This is a genomic window from Bacillus coahuilensis m4-4 (genome assembly GCF_000171615.1).
GTDB lineage: Bacteria > Bacillota > Bacilli > Bacillales > Bacillaceae_K > Bacillus_T > Bacillus_T coahuilensis.
In genome coordinates, this window is sequence record NZ_ABFU01000001.1 from 1 (window position 1) to 18390 (window position 18390).

At 38.9% G+C, this 18390-nt stretch carries 14 protein-coding genes and 3 pseudogenes; 8 read left to right on the forward strand and 9 right to left on the reverse strand.

Going from position 1 to position 18390, the window contains the following annotated elements; genetic code table 11:
- Positions 1-305: 305 nt before the first annotated feature.
- The 9 genes and pseudogenes from M44_RS00005 to dnaA form a co-directional block, all read right to left on the reverse strand.
- Positions 306-1394, reverse strand: coding sequence for an HD-GYP domain-containing protein (locus M44_RS00005; RefSeq protein ID WP_010169376.1), 1089 nt, complete (start codon positions 1392-1394; stop codon positions 306-308).
- A gap of 90 nt (positions 1395-1484) precedes the next feature.
- Positions 1485-3902, reverse strand: a complete 2418-nt coding sequence (gene gyrA / locus M44_RS00010) for a DNA gyrase subunit A (protein ID WP_010169378.1) — start codon at positions 3900-3902, stop codon at positions 1485-1487.
- A gap of 400 nt (positions 3903-4302) precedes the next feature.
- Positions 4303-6230: pseudogene (gene gyrB / locus M44_RS19380) on the reverse strand (DNA topoisomerase (ATP-hydrolyzing) subunit B).
- Positions 6231-6289: 59 nt separating this feature from the next.
- The gene (gene remB / locus M44_RS29670) at positions 6290-6445 is read right to left on the reverse strand and encodes an extracellular matrix regulator RemB (RefSeq protein ID WP_081447351.1); all 156 of its coding nucleotides are present in this window, start codon (positions 6443-6445) and stop codon (positions 6290-6292) included.
- Positions 6390-6530, reverse strand: coding sequence for a hypothetical protein (locus M44_RS27650; RefSeq protein WP_010169384.1), 141 nt, complete (start codon positions 6528-6530; stop codon positions 6390-6392). Before M44_RS27650 ends, remB begins: the two co-directional genes overlap by 56 nt.
- A gap of 10 nt (positions 6531-6540) precedes the next feature.
- On the reverse strand, positions 6541-7659 hold the full coding sequence (recF, locus tag M44_RS00025; protein ID WP_010169386.1) for a DNA replication/repair protein RecF: 1119 nt from the start codon (positions 7657-7659) through the stop codon (positions 6541-6543).
- Between the two features lie 11 nt (positions 7660-7670).
- Positions 7671-7898, reverse strand: coding sequence for a S4 domain-containing protein YaaA (yaaA, locus tag M44_RS00030; protein ID WP_010169388.1), 228 nt, complete (start codon positions 7896-7898; stop codon positions 7671-7673).
- Positions 7899-8250: 352 nt separating this feature from the next.
- Positions 8251-9387 (reverse strand): DNA polymerase III subunit beta, encoded by a 1137-nt coding sequence (gene dnaN, locus M44_RS00035; RefSeq protein ID WP_010169389.1) that lies wholly within the window; start codon positions 9385-9387, stop codon positions 8251-8253.
- Between the two features lie 213 nt (positions 9388-9600).
- A complete protein-coding gene (dnaA, locus tag M44_RS00040) occupies positions 9601-10944 on the reverse strand; it encodes a chromosomal replication initiator protein DnaA (protein WP_010169391.1) in 1344 nt (447 codons plus the stop codon).
- Positions 10945-11481: 537 nt separating this feature from the next.
- Here dnaA and rpmH point away from each other — a divergent pair.
- The 8 genes and pseudogenes from rpmH (at position 11482) to rsmG (ending at position 18300) form a co-directional block, all read left to right on the forward strand.
- Positions 11482-11616, forward strand: coding sequence for a 50S ribosomal protein L34 (gene rpmH, locus M44_RS00045; RefSeq protein ID WP_010169392.1), 135 nt, complete (start codon positions 11482-11484; stop codon positions 11614-11616).
- Positions 11617-11930: 314 nt separating this feature from the next.
- Complete coding sequence (gene rnpA / locus M44_RS00050) at positions 11931-12287, forward strand: ribonuclease P protein component (RefSeq protein WP_010169393.1); 357 nt, start codon at positions 11931-11933, stop codon at positions 12285-12287.
- A gap of 114 nt (positions 12288-12401) precedes the next feature.
- Positions 12402-13175 carry a YidC family membrane integrase SpoIIIJ gene (spoIIIJ, locus tag M44_RS00060; protein ID WP_010169397.1) on the forward strand — a complete coding sequence of 258 codons (774 nt, stop codon included), beginning with the start codon at positions 12402-12404 and terminating at the stop codon, positions 13173-13175.
- Positions 13172-13609 (forward strand): Jag N-terminal domain-containing protein, encoded by a 438-nt coding sequence (locus M44_RS00065; protein ID WP_010169399.1) that lies wholly within the window; start codon positions 13172-13174, stop codon positions 13607-13609. Before spoIIIJ ends, M44_RS00065 begins: the two co-directional genes overlap by 4 nt.
- Before the next feature lie 50 nt (positions 13610-13659).
- On the forward strand, positions 13660-13800 hold the full coding sequence (locus M44_RS29675; protein WP_010169400.1) for a R3H domain-containing nucleic acid-binding protein: 141 nt from the start codon (positions 13660-13662) through the stop codon (positions 13798-13800).
- A 468-nt stretch (positions 13801-14268) separates the two neighbouring features.
- Positions 14269-15654: a tRNA uridine-5-carboxymethylaminomethyl(34) synthesis GTPase MnmE gene (gene mnmE, locus M44_RS00070; protein WP_010169401.1), complete on the forward strand. Its 1386-nt coding sequence runs from the start codon at positions 14269-14271 to the stop codon at positions 15652-15654.
- Between the two features lie 18 nt (positions 15655-15672).
- A pseudogene (gene mnmG / locus M44_RS19390) lies at positions 15673-17567 on the forward strand (tRNA uridine-5-carboxymethylaminomethyl(34) synthesis enzyme MnmG).
- A gap of 15 nt (positions 17568-17582) precedes the next feature.
- Positions 17583-18300: pseudogene (gene rsmG, locus M44_RS19395) on the forward strand (16S rRNA (guanine(527)-N(7))-methyltransferase RsmG).
- Positions 18301-18390 lie beyond the last annotated feature (90 nt).

An 18390-nucleotide genomic window follows, 5' to 3' on the forward strand; every position in this document is an offset into this window, starting at 1 on the left:
TTTTTATACCGAAGTATAAATAAGTTTTGTACCTCATGGGTACTAATTTTAACGTTGACGTGTTGTCTTTTCAGTTTTCAAAGTTCAACGCCGCCCTTGAGCGACTTTTATAATATACCACGCAGAAACCTTTAGGTCAATACTTTTTTTAAAAAAGTTTTGTTGATGTAAGCTCTGCGTTGCTGCTCTTATTTAGCAACGAGATTTAGTATACTAGGATATCTTATAGAATGCAAGAGGTTTTTTAAACTATTTATTCCCTCTACTAAAAAACATTCCGTGCAAACGGAATGTTTTTCCCATCTTCATGAATGAATAATGGTTTCTATAAATAGCTTCCTATTTTTTTCTAAGTCAATAATCTCCTCAGAGTTTAACACTTTCACTAAAGGTCGTGTCATATTCTCCGTTTTTGTTAGCAATACGGAAGCAAGTTGGCCATCAGAAAGACGAATCACTGTTCCGTTTGGTAGGTCAGATATAAGAGAGGTTAGAGCCGTGATAATTTGAAGGTCAAACTTTCCAAACATATCCTCTCGAACCATTTCTAATACTTTAAACGGTGACTGCTTGCTTCTATATGGCTTTTCTGAAGACATAGCATGGAATACATCCGCCACTGCTAATACTTGTCCGTACGGGTGAATCCGGTCCTTTTCTTCCCCTTTAGGATAGCCTGAACCATCTAGTCGTTCATGATGTTGGTAAATAGCAAGCTTGGCTTCAGGTTTTAAGAAAGGTGTTTCTTTTATTAAAAAGTAGCTCTGAGTTGTATGTCCTCGAACCTCTTCAAATTCTTTAGACGTTAACGTACTATTTTTCCAAAGGATCTGAGGAGACACCTTAGCCATTCCAGCATCCGATAATACACCTGCCATAGCGATTTGAATAGAGCTACCTTGATCGTAGTCTAACTTTCTCGCAATAAGTCCACTTAGGAGACCGACTCCAATTGCATGATGATACACATAATCTTCTTTTGTGGATTGATGAATTAAAGAGTACATGTTATGAGATTCTTCTAGTACCCGAGTGAAGAGCGGAAGGAAGAACTCTCTTACTTTTGCTACGTTTACAGGCGCACCGCTTTGCCAAGAGATAAACTCTTTTTTATACTCTTGTACAACTTTTAAATATTCCTTTAATAGATCGGTGTCTTCTAATGGATTCATTTCTTCAATCTCTGTTAGTGGAGTGATGGTTTTAGGAGTGAAGCTTGTCCCGTCTGATTTAACATTTTCTACGTACAGTTCTTCGATTTGAAATGCTTTTAACATTTTCAAATGTATGGCAGAGAGAACTGTACTTTTAGGGAAAAGAGGGTAGGCAGTTGCTCCCATGACGTCTCTTTCAACAATACATCCTTCTTCTACTTCATTACGTTGGACTCTCATGTTTACCTCCAGTTGCCTCGTATATCTATATTTTACTAAAAAAAGAAGGAGGGTCATAAGAAACTTTGACTCTCCTTCTTTCTATCGGTATTAGTTTTCTTCTTCTAAAGCTTCTTCAGAAATTTCTTCCACTTCTTTTGCTACTTTAGCAGCCGTTGCAACATATTCCTCTTCACGCAGACTAATTAGTTTTACACCTTGTGTGTTTCTTCCCGTAATGGAAATCGCATGAATGTCCATACGAATGAGAACTCCGTGAACAGTGATTAACATTAAGTCTTCTTCGCCTGTCACTGACTTGACAGCAACCAGAGGTCCGTTTTTATCTGTGATGTTACACGTTTTAAGTCCTTTACCACCACGAGATTGCAGGCGGTATTCTGAAGCTGGTGTACGTTTTCCGAAGCCATGTTTTGTTATGACAAGGACATGGTCATCCTCTTCAATGATTTCCATACTCACCACTTCATCATCATTCACTAATGTTATGCCTTTTACCCCAGTAGCTGTACGTCCCATTGAGCGAACGTCTTTCTCATCAAAGCGAATAAGAAGTCCGTTTTTCGTTCCGATCAAGATTTGCTTATCTCCGTCTGTCAGCTTAACAGAGATCAACTCGTCGTCTTCTCGTAAGTTAATGGCAATCAGACCATTGGTACGAATGTTTGCGAAATCGGATACAGGTGTTCTCTTGGAAATCCCTTTCTGCGTTGTGAAGAATAGGTAGCTCTCCTCATCAAACTCCTCAATTCGAATCATGGTATTAATCCACTCATCTTTTTCAATACCTAATAGGTTAATGATTGGAATTCCTTTCGCTGTTCGGTTGAACTCAGGAATTTCATATCCTTTCGCACGGTATGCTTTTCCTTTATTCGTAAAGAAAAGAATCGTATCATGAGTGCTTGTATACAATAAGTGTTCAACGAAATCATCATCGTTCGTTCCCATTCCTTGCACACCACGACCACCGCGCTTTTGACTACGGTAAGTAGAGGCAGGTAGGCGCTTAATATAGCCATTATGAGTGAGAGTGATTACGATATTTTCTCTTGGAATTAAATCTTCATCCTCTATGTTCTCAATGCCGCCTGCGACAATTTCAGTTCTTCTTACGTCGTTAAAGCGATCTTTAATTTCTAGTAGCTCTTCACGGATGATCTCTAATACCTTTTCTTCATCTGCTAGAATGCCGCGTAGCTCTGCAATTAAGGCTTGAAGGTTTTTGTATTCTTCTTCAATCTTTTCTCGCTCTAAGCCTGTTAGACGTTGTAAACGCATATCTAAAATTGCTTGAGCTTGTTTTTCAGAAAGATTAAACTGAGTCATTAAGCCTTCTTTCGCGATATCCGTTGTCTGTGATCCACGAATCAGAGCAATAATCTCGTCAATATGATCAAGGGCAATACGTAGACCTTCTAAAATATGAGCTCGAGCTTCCGCTTTACGTAACTCATATTCTGTTCTTCTACGAATGACAATTTGTTGATGATCTAAATAATAATCAAGAGCTTGCTTTAAGTTTAGTACTTTCGGCTGCCCGTCTACTAACGCAAGCATATTAATACCAAAGCTCGTTTGAAGAGCTGTTTGCTTATAAAGATTGTTTAACACAACATTCGCATTCGCGTCTCTTCTAATCTCAATCACAATACGCATACCGTTACGGTCAGACTCATCACGTAAATCTGTAATACCATCGATTTTTTTATCGCGTACTAGGTCAGCGATTTTTTCGATTAATTTTGCTTTATTGACTTGGTATGGAATTTCATTCACAATAATCGTTTCTTTACCGTTCGATTTTTGTTCGATTTCCACTTTGGCTCTCATCATAATTGAGCCTTTACCAGTTTCATATGCACGACGGATACCAGAACGACCGACGATTAATCCAGCCGTAGGAAAATCAGGACCGTGAATAAATTCCATTAACTCAGGAATAGTAATATCACGGTTTTTACTTAGAGCAAGAAGACCGTCAATAATTTCACCTAATTGATGAGGTGGAATATTGGTTGCCATCCCAACCGCAATCCCAGAAGCACCGTTTACTAGTAGGTTAGGAAAACGAGCTGGTAATACGGCTGGTTCTCTCTCTTGACCATCGTAGTTATCTTTATAATCAATTGTATCTTTATTAATATCACGGATTAACTCCATTGAAATCTTGGACATACGAGCCTCAGTGTAACGCATGGCAGCCGCAGCATCACCATCAACGGATCCAAAGTTACCATGACCATCAACTAGCATATATCGGAAGTTGAAATTTTGTGCCATACGAACCATTGATTCGTATACAGCAGAATCACCGTGGGGGTGATACTTACCGATAACTTCTCCGACGATACGGGCTGATTTTTTGTATGCCTTATCGGATGTAATCCCTAAATCATTCATCGCATAAAGAATACGACGGTGAACGGGCTTTAGTCCATCACGAACATCTGGAAGAGCACGAGATACGATAACACTCATGGCATAATCTAAGAACGATGTCTTCATTTCTTGACTTATATTGATTTCTTTTAATTTGCTGATTTGGGGTATCTGACACAGTATAGAACCTCCTTCATTCTACACAGTTACATATATGCTTAGGATTCTATATATGTAAAAGATAGGACGTCTTTTTCGACCTATGTATAAGTGACTGTTCATCACATATAAACGGTATAAAACGATAAATCACTAACATTATTATTATATAGATTTATGAATAGGATTGCCACACATTCTAGCATGGCCAAATCTGTCGATTCGTAACGCCACTACTAAAATAAAGATAGAAAAGCTTGGATAGTGCATCCAAGCTTTTCTCTTACGCTTAGTCTTATGATATCTATTCTTCACAACACATTACTTTGCGGAAGCTTATCCTTTCCGCGGGCGTTTAGGCATGATCTTAAATATCTAAGTTCTTAACATATACAGCATTTTCTTCAATAAAGTTACGACGCGGCTCTACTTTATCACCCATTAGAATCTCAAACGTTTCGTCTGCTTCGATTGCATCCTCTAAGCTTACCTGTAGAAGAGTTCGCGTTTGTGGGTCCATTGTCGTTTCCCAAAGCTGATCAGGATTCATCTCTCCTAGACCTTTGTATCGCTGGATCCCTGGTTTTGGTGTAGGGGATAGAGTAGAAAGAACCGCTTCTAATTGTTTTTCATTGTAGGCGTATTCTACTTTTTTACCTTGCTGAACCTTATAAAGTGGTGGTTGCGCGATATACACGTAACCTGCTTCTAATATTTGTCTCATATAACGATAGAAGAATGTTAGGAGTAAGGTACGAATATGAGAACCATCCACATCTGCGTCTGTCATAATGACAATCTTATGATACCTTGCTTTAGCGATATCAAAATCTTCCCCAATCCCAGTTCCAAGAGCTGTAATAATACTACGTACCTCATTGTTTGATAGGATTTTGTCTAATCTAGCTTTTTCTACGTTTAAGATTTTTCCGCGTAGTGGAAGAATCGCTTGGAAGTGACGATCACGTCCTTGCTTGGCTGATCCACCGGCAGAGTCACCCTCAACGACATAAATTTCGCTAATCTTCGGATCTCTTGATGAACAATCCGCTAGTTTACCTGGAAGACTTGATACCTCTAGTGCACTTTTACGACGCGTTAATTCACGTGCCTTCTTTGCTGCCATACGAGCGCGAGCTGCCATGACACCTTTTTCAACAATTTTACGTGCAACTGTTGGATTTTCCATCATAAATTTCTCAAAGTGCTCAGAGAAAAGAGCGTCTGTAATGGTTCTAGCTTCTGAGTTACCAAGCTTGGTTTTCGTTTGACCTTCAAACTGTGGATCTGGATGTTTAACAGAGACGATAGCTGTAATCCCTTCACGTACATCTTCACCTGAAAGATTAGGGTCACTTTCTTTGAATATATTATTACGGCGTGCATAATCATTAATCACACGTGTTAAGGCCGTTTTAAATCCAGATTCGTGAGTTCCACCCTCATACGTATTAATGTTATTGGCATAAGAGAAAATATTGCTCGTATAGCCATTGTTATATTGAATCGAAACCTCTACGCTGATTCCATCCTTTTCACCTTCAATATAGATAGGCTCATCATGGATAACTTCTTTTGTTCGGTTGATATGTTCAACGTAGGACTTAATTCCACCTTCGTATAAATACTCATTGCGTTTATCTTCTACGCGCTTGTCTTCAATCGTAATCTTAATGCCACGATTTAAGAAAGCAAGCTCCCGAAGACGATTCGCTAATATATCAAATTCATACTCTCTCGTCTCAGTGAAAATTTCTGGATCTGGGATAAAGTGAATGATTGTTCCAGTCTTATCCGTTTCTCCTACCACTTTTAATCGAAAGACGGAACACCGCGCTCATATTGTTGGTGATACACTTTACCATCTCGATGAACATGAACTTCTAGAGTAGTAGAGAGGGCGTTAACAACTGACGCACCAACCCCGTGTAAACCACCGGAAACTTTATAGCCACCGCCGCCAAATTTACCACCGGCATGTAGGACGGTTAAAATAACCTCTACCGCTGGACGACCCATCTTCTCGTGAATCCCTACTGGAATTCCACGGCCGTTATCGGTCACCGTAATACTATTATCCTTTTCGATTACCACATTGATTTCGTCACAGTGGCCTGCGAGGGCTTCATCAATACTGTTATCTACGATTTCCCACACAAGATGATGAAGACCTTTACTTGCTGTTGAACCTATATACATCCCTGGTCGTTTCCGTACAGCTTCTAAACCTTCAAGTACCTGAATATTACTTTCATCATACGCTTGATTTTGAATTTGCTCATTTTCTAACGACATATATATTCACCTACACTTTCTAAGACATGAGGGAAGACTAGCTATCCTCTAATCACTTTTTATAGTAATGGTTTCAGTGTTCGTTTTTTTAACGTAGTAGAAGCAAAGGGCGATAAGTAAATATTCTGATGGGTGACCACAATAGATTTACACTCATTTTCACCTAACCGAATCACTTTCTTTTCGTTTTTTTCGTATGAAATTTTCGTACTCATAGGTGGAGAGGAGTGATTCTCTATTTACGATGGCAATGATATCTTTAGAACGAATCATCACGTCTTCACCAATAAAAATATACACTGCCCATCCCTCACTTTACTTTTATAATAGAGCCTGAATCTACACGAAACGTTGCTGCTTCCTTCAACGTTTGATGGTCAATACCTTCTGTGCTTGTGGTCGTCACAAAGGTTTGGACCTTGCCTTGTATCGTATTTAAGAGGTGAGACTGCCTGTAATCATCAAGCTCTGACAACACATCATCTAATAAAAGAATAGGATATTCGCCAATTTCTGAATGAATTAACTCAATCTCGGCTAATTTAACGGAGAGGGCTGTGGTTCGTTGTTGACCTTGAGAACCAAATGTTTGAACATCTCGTCCATTTACGCGAAACTCCAAATCGTCTCGATGTGGTCCAAATAACGTGACTCCGCGCTCTTTCTCACGCTCTCTTACCTCTTTAGTACGTTCTTCAAATACTTCTATCATCTTTGACCAATCTTGGTCTTCTGATACGTGAACAGAGGGTTTATATGAAATGGTCAGCTCTTCTAGGTTTCTAGATATACCAGAATGAATAGGCTTTGCCCATTCCTCTAAAAGGTGAACAAATTGAAACCTCTTTTGAACAATTTTAACTGCCACTTGAATAAATTGGTCTGTGAGTACATCTAGCATCGTTTCGTCTACTTTTTTTCGTTGCTGGGCTTGCTTTAAATAGGAATTTCGCTGCTGTAAGATTTTGTTGTATTGATTAATATCATGTAAGTAAACAGGGGAAACCTGTCCAATCTCCATATCAATAAATCTTCTTCTTACTTGAGGACTCCCTTTCACAAGATTTAGATCTTCAGGAGCAAACATCACCACGTTCATATTTCCGATATATTGACTGAGTTTAGACTGTTCTAAATGATTTAGCTTCGCTTTTTTCCCTTTTTTACTTATGGTTAATTCTAAAGGAATCGATCCGTTCCGCTTTTGTATTCTCCCTTTTATTCTAGCATATTCCGAGTCCCAACGGATTAAATCTTTATCGTTTGACGTACGATGAGATTTAGCCATGGCTAGAACATAGATGCTCTCCATAATGTTTGTTTTCCCTTGCGCATTTTGACCAAGAAAAACATTGACTCTATTTTCAAATTCAAGGGATTCGGTCTCATAGTTACGATAATTTTCAACAGATAATTCTTGAATAAACATGATGCTACACCTTACTGTTCAGGATCGTACTGGATGGCAAATACCCCAACTCCAGGAACCTCAACAACATCACCATCGTATAATTTCTTCCCGCGACGTTCTTCTTCTTCACCGTTAACATATACATAATATTCACTTAAGAACCATTTTGCCATGCCACCTGACTGAATAAGATCCGTTATCTTTAAAAATTGTCCTAACGTAATATAATCTGTATGAATCTTAACTGGATTCGACATATTTCACACTCATTTCCCGATTTGTCTCTAATAAAACATTCTACTAAAGATTCGTGTTTAAAACAAATAGTGAAAAATTGGATGGGAAGAGGGGATGAGATGGTATGAACGGTAGGGTCGATCGAGGGTGAATTCTAGTATAAGAAATCCTGTTTAGCGTCTATTTCTCATACTGGTGTCAACAAAGACACGTGAATAAAGGTTTTATTTATAGAAATGGACTGTTATCTCCGTTAGCACAATTGATGGTTTATAAATAATCAGGAACAACCCTCTCCATTCCCATATCCTTACCTAAAAGAAAAACTACCCTCCCCACCAAATCGTTTTGGCGGGGAGAGCAGTCGTCTTTCTAGTATGTTCTCACTGGTAAAATAAGCTGCAGAATCGTATCGTCATTTACTGGACGAATCACAAATGGTCTCATCGCACCCGTAAACTGAACACTAATTTCTGGACCTTCTAACACCTTTAACGCATCCATCATATATTTCGCACTAAAGGAGATTTTCAACTCTTCTCCCTCAACTTTACCACTTTGGATTTCTTCTACGACTTTTCCAATCTCTGGAGAATTGGAAGAAACTTCAATGCTTCCTGCTTCTAAAGTAGAGAGCTTTACAACGTTGTTTCTTCCTTCACGAGCAAGTAGACTCGCTCGATCAATGGCTTGTAAGAAATCCTTCGTCACTAATTCTAGTTCCGTTTTCTTTTCTGTTGGAATTAAACGAGACGTATCTGGATAATTTCCTTCTAGCAGCCTTGAGAAGAATAATAGGTGCTTAGCTTTAAATAATACTTGGTTTTCTGTAATGACAATTTCAACAAGCTCATTGTTGTCATCAAGAATTTTACTTAACTCATTTAAACTTTTCCCTGGAATCACAACATTGTAAGAAGCATCTGAGCCTAGTTCAATCTTAGCTTTTCTCATGGCAAGTCGATGGCTATCTGTTGCAATACAGTTTAACTCATCGTGTTCAACCTTCCAGTTGACACCTGTCAAGATAGGGCGTGTTTCTGAGGTGGACACTGCGAACACCGTTTGTCGAATTAACGTTTTTAAAAGATCTGTTGGAACTTTAAATACGTTTTCTTCTTCAATTGTTGGAAGGTGAGGATATTCTGCTGGATCTAGTCCATTCAAATTAAACTCCGCTTTCCCAGAACGAATAACCGTTTGATATTGGCCCATCACTTCAATTTCTACTGTATCCAGTGGCAGTTTTTTTACAATTTCGCTAAAGAATTTCGCTTGGAGTACTACGCCACCACTTTGCTGTACATCAACAATTTGTTGATCTTCTTCCTCAACGGGAATATACGACTCAATCGAAATATCTGAATCACTACCTGTTAGAGTAACGCCTTCTTCATTGGCGATCATTTTAATTCCCGTTAAGATTGGAATAGTTGTTCGTGAAGATACTGCTTTCATTACATCTTGAATACTTTGGACTAAATTGTCTCGTTGTATCGTAAATTTCATAGTAAATCCTCCAAATTTAGAATACTTTTCTTACCCATCGCATATATATATTAATTATATAAAAATCGTAGTAATAATAGTAGGGCCTGTTAGTATGTGGATAAGTGGCTTAAAAGGACAGAAACACAGTCCATCCACATGTGGACAGACTGTGTGTAAGATAGGACGAGTTATTCACATTTTCCCACATAACAAGAGTGGGGTTGATTTAGATCACTGTAAAGTAGACTGAATTTCTTTTACCTGACTTTGTAAGAGAGAATCAGATTGAAGTAATTTAGAAATTTTTTCATGAGCATGAATCACCGTCGTATGATCGCGTCCACCAAATTCCTCCCCTATTTTAGGAAGAGAAGAATCTGTTAGCTCACGGGATAAATACATAGCTATTTGTCTAGGGAATGCAATAGATTTTGTCCTTTTCTTTGCTTTAAAATCCTCTAGCTTCACATTGTAGTGTTCTCCAACTGCTCGCTGAATATCACTAATCGAAATCACTCTAGGCTTTGAGCTTGGAATAATATCTTTTAACGCTTCAGATGCAAGATCGGCGTTTATATCTTTATTAATGAGAGAAGAATAAGCAACTACTCGGATAAGTGCGCCTTCTAACTCTCTAATATTCGTATCAATTTGATTCGCAATATAAAGCATCGCTTCATTTGGAATATCTAGCCCTTCTGCCTTGGCCTTTTTACGAAGGATGGCGATCCGTGTTTCAAGGTCTGGTGGAGTAATATCTGTGATTAACCCCCACTCGAACCGTGAACGAAGGCGATCTTCTAATGTTGGAATTTCTTTAGGTGGTCGATCACTTGAAATGACAATTTGCTTACTTTCTTCGTGAAGTGTATTGAACGTATGGAAAAATTCCTCTTGCGTTTGTTCTTTTCCAGCTAAAAATTGAATATCATCAATAAGCAGCACGTCTACATTACGGTATCGATTTCTAAAATCTACGGCCTTATTGTCACGAATCGAATTGATGAACTCATTCGTGAACTTTTCTGATGATAAATACACCACTTTTGCTGAAGGGTTATGCTCTAGTACATAATGACCAATCGCATGCATTAAGTGGGTTTTACCTAATCCTACGCCCCCGTAGATAAATAATGGATTATAAGCCTTAGCCGGTGCTTCTGCTACAGCTAGAGAAGCGGCGTGTGCAAATCTATTTCCCGAACCAATAACAAACGTATCAAACGTATATTTTGGATTCAGCATGCTCGTCTGAAAATCATGATGATCGTCATCTTTTCCGTTCTTTACTGAGGGAAGGGGAATCTCAAATTCTTCAGGCTCCTGATTTTGAGGAATGATGAATTTAATGGTCAATTCCTCACCGGTAATACTGAAAATAACCTCTGCAATTAACTGTGAGTATCGACCTTCGAGCCAATCTCGTGCGAATTCGTTCGGCGCAGTAATTACTAGGTTATCACCTTTTAATGAATGGGCCTTTGTTGACTTTAGCCATGTATCGAAGCTAGGCTTACTAATTTTCTGTTCTATGGTTTCTAAGGCCTTATTCCAAAGATCTGAAATGTTCTCCATTGGCGCTCCCTCCTTTGTACAAGTTTTGTATAATGAATATCTTTTGTTTATTTGGTGAAATTAATAAAGATTCATCCAGTTGTATGTGGAAAAACATATAATAAGGAAAGAATTCATTTTTCGACAGTATCCACGCGTTGTGGACAACCTTTTACAGAGTCTGTTATTATTCTATCCACAAACTATCCACAATTTGTGGATAACGTAGTTTTGTGGATAAATGTATTCAGAGTGAAAACACAATAATCATATCAGAATAAGTTAGACGTTGCAATGGATTTTAAAGAATATCCACATTCTCCTACTATTGTGTATAAAAAGTTGTCCACAGTGTGTTAGGTTGTGAAAAACTTGTCAATATGTGTTGTGGATAGTAAAAACTCGCAAGAAAAACTATCCACAGGCGATAAGAATAAAACAGAACCTGGAGGGGCGGGCAACAAATTTTAAACGATGGTTGACATTCTCTAGTAGAAATCTATATAATTGTATGGACTGTCTATAAAAGAAATTTAAACCTCAGGGAGGTGTACTATAATGAAAAGAACATTTCAACCGAATAATCGTAAGAGAAGTAAGGTTCACGGATTCCGTGCGCGTATGAGCTCTGCTAACGGACGTAAAGTACTAGCTAGTCGTCGTCGTAAAGGAAGAAAAGTATTATCTGCTTAAGCCACTGAAATATCTCAGTGGTTCTTTTTTTTAGTCTAGAGTGTGAAAACTCCACTAAATTGGATAGACTTTTTGGGTAGGTTTATGTTTAAGCGAAGCTCACTTTCTACTATTCATGGAAGGACGTACTTCCACTAGTTTTGAATAAACGAGCCCTAGCAGAAGATTGGAGCAAGTGTAAAGCCGAGCAAAGATCAGCTTTGATGGAGGAAATCGGGCAGCGTTATCTAAACACCCCAACCTTTTATAGTACAAAGCTTAAATAATAAACCCAACAAAAGAACATGAAACATTCATGTATGTAGGTGAAGGAATTGAAGAAAGAACAAAGGGTAAAAAAGAATCGAGAGTTCCAAGAAATCTTTAATAAAGGAGAGTCCTTTGCCAATAGGCAGTTCGTGATCTATAAATTGCAAACACAAGGGGAAGATCCGTATCGCTTAGGACTATCCGTTAGTAAAAAAATAGGGAACGCAGTCGTTCGAAATAGAATCAAACGTTACATTCGACAATCATTTCTAGAGCTGAAGGATGAAATTAAGCCTGGATATGACTATGTGATTATCGCAAGGAAACCAGCGGCCGATTTTACATTTTTTGAAACGAAAAGTAGCTTAACGCATGTGATGAAAAGAGCAGATGTTCTAAAAAGAAAAGAAAAAAGGTCATAATGCTAAAAGTGAAAGACCATCTGGAAAAGAAACGTGATAAACTTATGGTAGACAAGCATCCTAGTCAGAATATTGCGCTTGGGTGCTTTATTTATTGGTAGGGAGGATCTATTTGTGAAAAAGAATTGGTTTGTATTCGCATCATTAATTGGGATGGTGCTATTACTTAGTGGCTGTACAGAAATTAATCAGCCCATAACCGCAGAAAGTGAAGGGATTTGGAATAAATATTTTGTTTTCCCGCTTTCTTGGTTAATTATAACGTTTGCTGATCTGTTTGGAGGAAGCTACGGTCTTTCTATTATTACCGTTACGATTTTAATTCGTTTAGTCATTTTACCGTTAGTGATTAAACAAACACAAAACAGTAAAGCGATGCAAAAGCTGAGTCCTGAAATTCAATCGTTAAAAGAAAAATACTCATCTAAAGATGCACAAACGCAACAGAAGCTTCAACAGGAAACCATGGCCTTGTTCCAAAAGCATGGGGTAAATCCTTTAGCAGGATGTTTCCCGCTAATTGTTCAAATGCCGATTTTAATAGGATTCTATCATGCCATTGTTCGAACAGATGCAATTAAAGAGGATAGTTTCTTATGGTTCGACCTTGGGGTAGCAGATCCTTACTTTATCTTACCTTTAGTTGCAGGTGCGACAACGTTCCTACAACAGAAGATTATGATGCAAGGGGTTCCACAACAGCCACAAATGCAAATGATGCTATACTTAATGCCGATTATGATCGTGATCTTTGCCATCAGCTTCCCAGCAGCTCTTTCACTTTACTGGGTAGTAGGGAACATCTTCATGATTATTTCAACTTATTTTATTAAAGCACCTGACCGTAAGGAAGTAGTCGCAGCTGAAGCAGGGGGCAAGAAAAAGTGAATTCAGTAACAGCTACCGGAAACACGATTGATGAAGCTATCGCCTCTGGTTTAGCGCAGTTACACATCGAAGAAAAGCAAGCAGAGATTACTGTTGTCGAAGAAGGAAAAAAAGGATTCTTTGGATTATTTGGCCATAAACCTTTTATTGTAAAAGTGGAAAAGAAAGAACGACTAGCTGAACTAGTAGTAGATTATTTACACGGAATAATGAAAGAATTAGGTGTTGAAGGCACGACTCATATAGAAGAGACTCCTGGTAACATGGTGATTTCACTAACGACAAATGAGTCAAAAGGGCTTCTAGCTAAAAATGGCCAAGCTCTTTATGCGGTCGAGCAGCTTTTACAGGCTAAAATCAATCATCATAGTGAGAGATTTATGACCTGTGAGTTTGATGTGAACCGCTGGAAAGAGAATAGAAGGAAAAAGTAGAGGAACTAGCACGTTCCTCCGCTGATAAAGCACTGGAACTTAACCGTAAAGTGTACCTAGACCCTCTTCCGCCGCTTGAACGAAAATGGGTTCATCATGCACTTACTGGGCGCGTTGATATTGAAACAACATCTGAAGGAAAAGATCCAAGGCGATTTGTGATTATAAAACCTACATCATTAAACTCCTAAGCGAAGGCTTAGGGGTTTTTTTGTCGTTCATTTATACCAAAGCAGGTAATGTGAAGATGAATCTATCACAATTCATCTGATCGTTTTCCTGGAATAAAGAGAATCTCTCGACTAGTGGTTAGAAATTCAAAATGGCCAATAGGTACTAATTAAGTTCCAACAATCTTCGAATCAAAAAGGGTCGAACCGAGCTTCAGTTTTACGCCCTCCCTGCTCCTAAAAAGTTATTCACACCCCTTCTATTCGTACCGTGTTTCTCCAAAATCTGCCTCTAGGTAGTTTTATTGTTATTCACATGTGGATAAGTTAAACTATAGACAGTATGCTTAAGGGCTGTGGATAATAAATATAGTTCTTTTTTTCCACAAGAGGATATGATAATCTTGTGTATCGAGCATTTAATTTTTAGTCGTGTAGATTCTGTAAGAATTTTTATAGATAAAGAAGGTTGTAAGTGAGGTGAGTGATATGGAATTTGATACGATTGCAGCGATATCCACGCCAATGGGGGAAGGAGCGATAGCAATTGTTAGGTTGAGCGGGGATCAAGCAGTGGAAATTGCGGACCGTGTGTTTAGAAAACCGAACAGTCAGCCATTAAAGGATCAAATAAGCCATACGATTCATTATGGAAATATTATTGAGCCAGAGACCGAGCAAGTAATAGAAGAAGTAATGGTGTCGTTAATGAGAGGTCCAAGAACGTTCACACGTGAGGATGTAGTCGAAATTAATTGTCATGGTGGGATTGTATCCGTCAACAAGGTACTCCAATTAGTGGTGAGGCAGGGTGCAAGACTTGCAGAGCCAGGAGAGTTTACGAAGCGAGCATTTTTAAATGGTCGTATTGATTTGTCTCAAGCGGAAGCCGTTATGGACTTAATTCGTGCGAAAACAGACCGTGCCATGAATGTTGCTATTAACCAAATGGAAGGTCGTCTATCTAGCTTAATAAGAAAGCTTCGTCAGGAAATATTAGAAACCTTGGCTCATGTTGAAGTTAATATTGACTATCCTGAATACGATGATGTAGAAGAAATGACGCATCGAGTCCTTTTAGAAAAGTCGAGTAAAGTCAAGCATGAAATCGAGTTACTGTTACGAACGTCTGAGCAAGGAAAAATATTACGAGAAGGTCTTTCTACGGTAATTATAGGACGTCCGAATGTAGGAAAGTCTTCTCTTTTAAATAGTTTAGTTCATGAAAACAAAGCGATTGTTACTGATATACCGGGCACGACACGTGATGTAATTGAAGAGTATGTCAACGTAAGAGGTGTTCCTCTTCGTTTAGTCGATACGGCTGGAATTCGTGAAACAGAAGATATTGTAGAGCGAATTGGAGTAGAAAAGTCACGTCAAGTGCTAAAAGAAGCAGACCTTCTTTTACTCGTATTAAACCACGGAGACGAGTTTACCGAAGAGGATGAGAATTTATTTAAGGCTGTTGAAGGAATGGATGTCATTGTCATCGTGAATAAAACGGATCTCCCGCAGGTCATTAATATGGAGAAGGTACGTGAGTTAAGTAAGAATCATCGCTTAGTTACGACAAGTTTAAAAGAAGAGCAAGGGATTGATGAGTTAGAAGAAGCAATTGCTTCTTTATTCTTCTCTGGTTCAATTGAAAGCGGCGATTTAACGTATGTATCAAATAGTCGTCATATCGCTTTATTAACGCAAGCTAAACAAGCTATAGAGGAAGCCATTGATGGTGTAGAGATGGGTACACCAATAGATATCGTTCAAATCGATTTAACAAGATCGTGGGAATTATTAGGTGAAATCATTGGAGATAGTGTTCATGAAAGCTTAATTGATCAGCTATTTTCACAATTCTGCCTCGGAAAATAAGAAAAAGGAGAGAATACTATGCATTATGAAGCCGGTAATTATGACGTGATTGTCATTGGGGCTGGACATGCAGGGGTTGAAGCTGGATTAGCATCTGCAAGAGCAGGCGCTTCAACACTTGTGGTGACCATTAATCTTGATATGATTGCCTTTATGCCGTGTAATCCTTCAGTTGGTGGACCAGCTAAAGGGATTGTCGTACGTGAAATCGATGCGTTAGGCGGAGAAATGGGCCGAAATATCGATAAAACCCACATCCAAATGCGTATGTTGAATACCGGAAAAGGTCCTGCTGTACGGGCGCTACGAGCACAAGCAGACAAATTCCAGTATCAGCATGAAATAGAAAAAAACCATGGAAGAAGAAGAAAACTTAACCCTTCTTCAAGGTATGGTGGAACAGTTAGTCGTGGAGGACGGAGAGTGTAAAGGTGTGATTACTCAAACAGGCGCACGCTACATGGCAAAATCTGTTGTCATTACGACCGGCACCTTCCTTCGCGGAGAAATAATCCTTGGGGAGTTAAAGTATTCTAGCGGACCAAATAATCAGCAGCCTTCAATCAAGCTATCTGAGCACCTTGAAGAGCTTGGATTTGATCTTGTTCGTTTTAAAACGGGTACGCCGCCGCGTGTTGATAGTGGATCGATTGATTACAGCAAAACAGAGATCCAGCCTGGAGATGATATTCCCCGTGCGTTTAGTTATGAAACAACAAAATTTATTACAGACCAGCTCCCTTGTTGGTTAACGCATACGAATGCGCATACACATCAGCTGATTGATGATAACCTCCATCGTTCTCCTATGTATTCGGGGATGATTAAAGGGACAGGTCCACGTTACTGCCCTTCTATTGAAGATAAAGTGGTTCGTTTTAACGATAAGCCGCGTCACCAAATCTTCTTAGAGCCAGAAGGTAGAAATACAAGAGAAGTGTATGTTCAAGGTCTGTCAACGAGCTTACCAGAGGATGTACAGCGCAAGATCCTAGCGACCATTCCTGGACTTGAAAAAGCTCAGTTGATGAGAGCTGGCTATGCCATTGAATATGATGCCATTGTTCCAACTCAGCTATGGCCAACTTTGGAAACGAAAAAAGTACAAAAACTTATATACAGCAGGCCAAATTAATGGAACTTCTGGATATGAGGAAGCAGCAGGACAAGGACTAATCGCAGGGTTAAACGCTGCTCTGAACGCATTAGGTAAAGATCAGCTCATTTTAAGTCGTTCTGATGCCTATATCGGCGTGTTAATAGATGACTTAATTACAAAGGGAACAAACGAACCGTATCGTTTGTTAACATCAAGAGCAGAATATCGTCTGTTATTACGTCATGACAATGCGGATTTACGTTTAACAGAGATTGGACATAGGGTCGGATTAATCTCTGATGAACGCTACGACCGTTTCTTAGAGAAGAAACGTCTAATCGAAGAAGAAATGGCTCGCCTATCTTCTATCCGTATTAAACCAACGGTTGCCACGCAAACCCTTATTCGTGAAGTAGGCGGAAGCGAGTTGAAGGATGGGATTTTAGCATCCGATTTATTAAAACGTCCTGAAATGGAATACCGTCATATTGAACAACTGACAGCGAGTACGGTTGAATTAACGGATGATATAAAAGAACAGGTAGAAATTCAATTAAAATACGAAGGATATATAGAAAAATCCTTACAGCAAGTAGATCGGTTGAAAAAGATGGAAAACAAGAAAATTCCAGATCTAATTGACTATGATGCAATCAACGGCCTTGCTTCAGAAGCAAGACAGAAGCTGAAAGAAGTGAGACCACTCTCTATTGCTCAGGCTTCGCGTATTTCTGGAGTAAATCCAGCAGATATCTCTATTTTACTTGTCTATATTGAACAAGGAAAAGTAGCACGAGTAGCACAAGATCTCTAGAAAGGAGAAGCTGACTTGAATATAGAGCAGTTTACCTCACAATTGGAGGAAAAGGGGATTTCCCTTTCTCCCCGCCAATTGGAACAATTCGAACAGTATTTTTCCATTTTAGTAGAATGGAATGAAAAGATGAACCTAACGGCCATTACGGACCGTGAGGAAGTATATTTAAAACATTTTTTTGACAGCATTTCTGCCGCTTTTTACTATGACTTCTCGAAAGATTTGCATATTTGTGATGTGGGGGCAGGAGCAGGATTTCCAAGTATTCCATTGAAAATTTGCTTCCCTCATATTAAAGTATCTATAGTAGATTCTTTAAATAAACGAATTCAGTTTCTAAATTTCCTAGGAAATGAACTAGGGTTAGAACATGTATACTTTTATCACGACCGTGCCGAAACATTTGGTCAAAACAGTGATCATCGTGAAAAATATGATGTTGTTACGGCCAGAGCGGTTGCCCGTCTATCTGTTTTAAGCGAATTATGCTTACCCCTAGCAAAAGTGGGGGGACAATTTGTCGCAATGAAAGCGGCTTCTGCTGCTGATGAGTTAACCACAGCCAAAAAAGCGATGAAAACATGTGGAGGAGAGTTAAAAGAAACCCACTCCTTCCTACTACCAGAAGAAAACAGCGAGAGATCCATCATAGTAGTAGAAAAACGCGCAAAAACACCAAAAAAATAACCCAAGAAAACCTGGTACGCCGAACAAACTTCCAATTGAATAGGCTATGTTTCACGTGAAACATAGTCGCTCTTTTTTTAGCGTAGTAAAAAAGAAGGAAGTTAGCGTGATCATATAGAATGAATACATAGGG